This window comes from Bacillus sp. GMs2/2 (assembly GCF_050172095.1).
GTDB classification, from domain to species: Bacteria; Bacillota; Bacilli; order Bacillales; family Bacillaceae_G; genus Bacillus_A; species Bacillus_A cereus.
Genome location: NZ_JBNLYE010000301.1, coordinates 1 through 4,879 on the forward strand (window position 1 = coordinate 1; position 4,879 = coordinate 4,879).

Here is a 4,879-nt window from a genome sequence, read left to right on the forward strand (position 1 = left end):
TTACCGATAAAAAAGCTCTTCACTCAATATTTTCTACATGTAAACACTTAGTTTCACAGTAATATCCTTTGCCACCAACATAAACTTTTTCTATTTTATTTTTGCTATTGGTTGCTAATTTAACTAATATTTCAGAAGGCGAGTGTAAAGAATAACCTTGTTCAAATACATAGACTTCTTTTTTCAAGTAGTCCTGTTCATAAAGATAGCAAGCTAATGCACCGTTCGAAGTTCCAGTCGCTGCTTCTTCATTAATGTCGTATAGCGGAGCAAAATTTCTGCATATAATTCGATTGTCATTAAAAGTATATAGATGCATCCCGACAACATTATAATACTTGCTAATTTCTTTAATTTTTTCAAAATTAGGTTGCAGTGCATGTAATTGTGTTTCGCTTTTTATAGGAATTAAAATATCTTTTAAGCCCGTGGAGACAATTTGAATTGGGTATTTATTGTCTATATCTTTACTATCAAAACAGTCGATGAACTCGTTTGGAGATACAACATCATAGAATATCGGTTTATTTTGTTCCATGAATATGATGTCATCTTTTATAGTAATAGTAAGAACACCGCTGTTCGTTTCAATCGTATAGCGATTCCTGAAAAGTTTATTTAAATGCATTAGTATCGCGAAAGAGCCAATTGTCGCATGACCACATAAATCAACTTCTTCTTTTGGTGTAAAATACTCAAATTTATAATCAGCAAGTTCAGATTCTGATATAAATGCGGTTTCCGCATAGCCCAGTTGTTTGGCTATTTCCATTTTTTGAGTAGTGGTCAATGTATTCTCAATAAATACCACTCCTGCTTTATTTCCGCCTTTATGATCCTTGCTAAATGCACTTGCAACATAAACGGATATTTTCATAAGACACCTTCCTCACTTATAGTAAATTATAGTATAGAAAGCACTACATATAAATTCCATTGGATAAATTATCCCTAAAATAAGAAACAAACTATTTTTAGCATTTGAACTCTCCAAAAATAGTTTGTCTACAGTCTGAAAGCTCTTCATTTGAAGAGCTTTTTTTATATTCGCTTCATCGAAATCGTTTCACGTATACTTTGTAAATTTTTTAGAGTTTCCTCTTGTCGCTGCAACGACAACCCTACATACAAAGTATCTAATAAGCTTAACTGTGCTAATCGTGATGAACTTGCTTCTGTGCGGAATTCAGTCTCACGTGTTGATGTATATAACGTTATATCAGCAAGTTGACTTAATGCTGATTTCTTATAGCTCGTAATCGCAATAATTTTGGCCCCTCTTACTTTCGCTACTTCTAACGCTTCAAGTAATCCTTTATTGCTACCAGAATGAGAAATACCAATAACAACTGAATTTTCCGAGAGTAAACCTGCCCCCATAATTTGAAAATGCGAATCAGTATGAGCGATACAAGAAATACCCGTTCTCATAAACTTATGATACGCATCCATTGCAATAATACCAGAGCCACCATTTCCATAAAACTCAATTCGACTTGCTTCTTGTAAGGCTCGTACAGCCTGCTCAAGTGCCGTTTCATTAAGCAAATGTAAAGTATCTTGCAGTCCTGTAATATGCGAATGAAAAACTTTTTTAGCAACAGTTACCATACTATCTTCTGCTGATACCTCTTCATGGATATTTTGCATCGGTGTATGTACAATTTCACGAGCTAATGTAATCTTTAAATCTTGAAAACCTTGCAAACCAAGGTTTTTACATAAGCGGAATATCGTAGCTTCGGAACTATTCGTAACTTCAGCTAATTCTGTAATAGATTTATGTACAACATCTTGTGGATGTTTCAAAATATGTTCGGCAATACTTCGCAATTTCGGTGATAAACCATTTAACGAAGCCTGAATCTTTCCAATCCCACTTCTTGTACCAGGCATAGCATATCCTCCCCTTCCATCGTAGCTTTATCCTGTAAAAACCGATTAGTTGAACTAATCATCAGTGGGGATGGTCCTCCACTGATTAGAGTTTCACTTTATTGTACCTAATTATCGAAAGAAGAAAAACCTATATTAGGGATTACTATAATTTTTAATTGCTCCTATGTATTCTGTCATACGATATAACAGAATTATTCATGCTTATGAATAATTCTCTCCATGTTTCACTGCGTATAATGCGGCTTGCGTACGATCATCCACTTCCAATTTAGCTAAAACGTTTGAAACGTGTGTTTTCACAGTTTGTTCTGTAATATGAAGTTCTGCTGCAATCTCCTTGTTGCTTCTTCCTTTCGCAATTTCGCGAAGTACCTCTTGCTCTCTTTTCGTTAACATTGAAAAAGGATTTTCTACTTCCTTCTTTACTGCAGAACGCCCCATTAATGCAGGTGTTACTTTCGGGTGAAAATTCGCATTTCCTTGATGTACTGCAATAATAGAAGCGACAAGTTGCTCAGGTTGTACTTCTTTTAATTGATAACCATCTGCTCCAGCTTCAAGTGCTGGTATAACATAATCTTGCTCTGAAAAACTACTTAATATAAGTACCTTTATTGTCTCATCATATTGCTTTAGACGTTTTGTTGCCTCAATTCCATCCATTTTCGGCATCGATACATCCATTAGCACGACATCTGGTTTTTCTTTTTGCACGAAATATAATGCCTCTTCGCCATTTTCCGCTTCCCCAATAATTTCAAATTCTTCTCTCGTTTTCAAAAAGAATACAAGTCCTCTTCGAACGATATGATGATCCTCAACTAGTAGCAGTTTAATCTTCAACCTTATTCTCCCCTTCAAATCGGCAATTGAATTTCTATTTTTGTACCCTTTTTCAGCTCTGTTATAATTTGAAACGATCCCTTCATTAACTGAATACGTTCCTTCATACTTTTCAGGCCAAGTGCTGATTCCCTTACTTGTTCTTGTATAAATCCTATTCCATTGTCTTCTATGTAAAAATGTAACTGGTTATTTTCTATTTTCAAAAGAATATGTACCTTTTCACACGAAGCATGCTTTTTACAATTATGTAGCGCCTCTTGGCTAATACGCCATAAAACTTCTTCTATTTCATCCCCCATTGAAACCATCCCATCAATTCGAACTTCCACTTGAACTCCTAATAACTTCCCGTAATTTTGAATTGCTTCTACTAATCCTTTCTCCAATCCTTCAGGTCTTAATTGCCAAATTAATAGCGTCATCTCTTGTAATGCTTCTTGTGATAATTCCCCAATATAACTTAACATCTCTTGCAATTCTCTATCTTGCGTCATATTCAGAGTACCTTTCGCTGTTAGCATAATAGAAAATAACAATTGTTTTACTGAATCATGTAAATCACGTGCAAGTCGATTTCTTTCCGCTACCACTACATATTTACGTTCTTTCTCAACTAATTGAATACGTTGTATTGTCGTTCCAATTTGAAATGCAATTGATTCTAATAATGCTAACTCTTCCTCAGAAAAATGAGTCTTATGAGGTGCAGCCACATTTAGTAGACCAAATTTTTCTGATCCAGACCTAAGCGGAATTGTCGCATGATGTGTAACATCTTCTGTCTCTCCCCAATTACATTCAATTGCATCTTCTATTCGCTTACATTCAATAATATTAGTCGCTTTTTCCAATCTTCCATTCACAAAACGTTCTACACACCAACAGTTTCCTTCACACATCGGCTTCTTCTTTTGCCACGTAAGAGCCTCTGGTAAATTTTCGTCTACAAGCATACTGTGCTTTCCACTTTCATCAATAAAGAATATCCACCCTGTTTGTAAATTCATTACTTGTAACAATGTATGCAACACTTTTTCTAACATATCCTGTAAGTTTGTTGCTTCATTTAATAATTCAGCAATTTCTTTTAATGCTTCTAAACGACGCATCTCTTTTTCTTCAAAGTTCATTCTCATCACCAACTACAATTATAACATTAAGAAATTTCTAAATTCTATAAATAAAAAAAGAACCGAATTCCTTCAGCCCTTTCTTTATATCAATCATTTTATTATTGGTATTCTATCCAATGTTGGAAGCAGAATTTTTGTTAACAAACGATTCTACTTTAGCTGTCCGATAAAGATTGTCCACCATGGATATGCTGTAAACCTTCAGTAGTAACAACCATATTCGCTGCTGGCATTTGCAATTGATTTTTATGGAACATAGACATTAATTCAAATCTTACTTGTCTAGAAGTTTCAAAATAATCTTCTGGCTTTATTAAACCTGTAATACAAAATTCATAGCCAACATATTTCAAGTTAGGATTTAAGTCTGTAACACCGACGTATTTAAATGGTTCAACAGCCTCATCCTCTACTCTATAAAGAGTTTGATTCAATTTTTCATTGCATATAACACATACTTCTTCTAACAATTCCTTCACTCTTGTTGGATCTTCCTGATAACTTACCGTGATGCGTTCAATTACACGCATCCATCCTTTATTAAAATTTTGTATCGTTCTAATCTCTCCGTGCGGGATGGTAAGTAGTTTTCCTGACCATTCACGAATTTGCATAAAACGAATACTAATCTCTTCAATAGTTCCTGAATTTGTTCCGTTAAAAGTTACAAAATCACCAACCCGAAACTCTTTGTCCGCTAATCTTGCAAAGCCTAATATAACATCTTTTAGCATCTGTTGTGCAGCAAAACCGATGACAACTCCAGCTATCCCTGCACCTGCAATAATACTTTTTATATCTACAAATTGGCTAATTAAATATATGATAAGACTGATGATAATGATATATCTAAAAATAGATCGAATTACACTTTGAATTGTCTGCTCTACCTCTTCATCAAAAAAGCTTGATTTCCTAAAAAACCAATCAATAATACGGTTTATTACAAAAGAAATAATGATTAAAACTAAAGCAAATAGTAAAAATCTTAAAAGTAAAAA

Annotated in this window: 5 protein-coding genes; all 5 read right to left on the bottom strand. The window is 34.2% G+C overall.

The window, feature by feature from the left end:
- Positions 1-19 precede the first annotated feature (19 nt).
- Positions 20-877: a PhzF family phenazine biosynthesis protein gene (locus ACQGS6_RS22885; RefSeq protein WP_000704320.1), complete on the bottom strand. Its 858-nt coding sequence runs from the start codon at positions 875-877 to the stop codon at positions 20-22.
- A gap of 164 nt (positions 878-1,041) precedes the next feature.
- Entirely contained in the window at positions 1,042-1,896 is an 855-nt protein-coding gene (locus tag ACQGS6_RS22890; protein WP_001119649.1) for a MurR/RpiR family transcriptional regulator, read from the bottom strand.
- A 204-nt stretch (positions 1,897-2,100) separates the two neighbouring features.
- On the bottom strand, positions 2,101-2,742 hold the full coding sequence (gene casR / locus ACQGS6_RS22895) for a two-component system response regulator CasR (RefSeq protein ID WP_000694637.1): 642 nt from the start codon (positions 2,740-2,742) through the stop codon (positions 2,101-2,103).
- A gap of 14 nt (positions 2,743-2,756) precedes the next feature.
- Positions 2,757-3,854, bottom strand: a complete 1,098-nt coding sequence (gene casK, locus ACQGS6_RS22900) for a two-component system sensor histidine kinase CasK (RefSeq protein ID WP_170317879.1) — start codon at positions 3,852-3,854, stop codon at positions 2,757-2,759.
- Positions 3,855-4,033: 179 nt separating this feature from the next.
- A partial coding sequence (locus ACQGS6_RS22905; RefSeq protein WP_426965650.1) for a mechanosensitive ion channel family protein occupies positions 4,034-4,879 on the bottom strand: 846 nt, incomplete at its 5' end.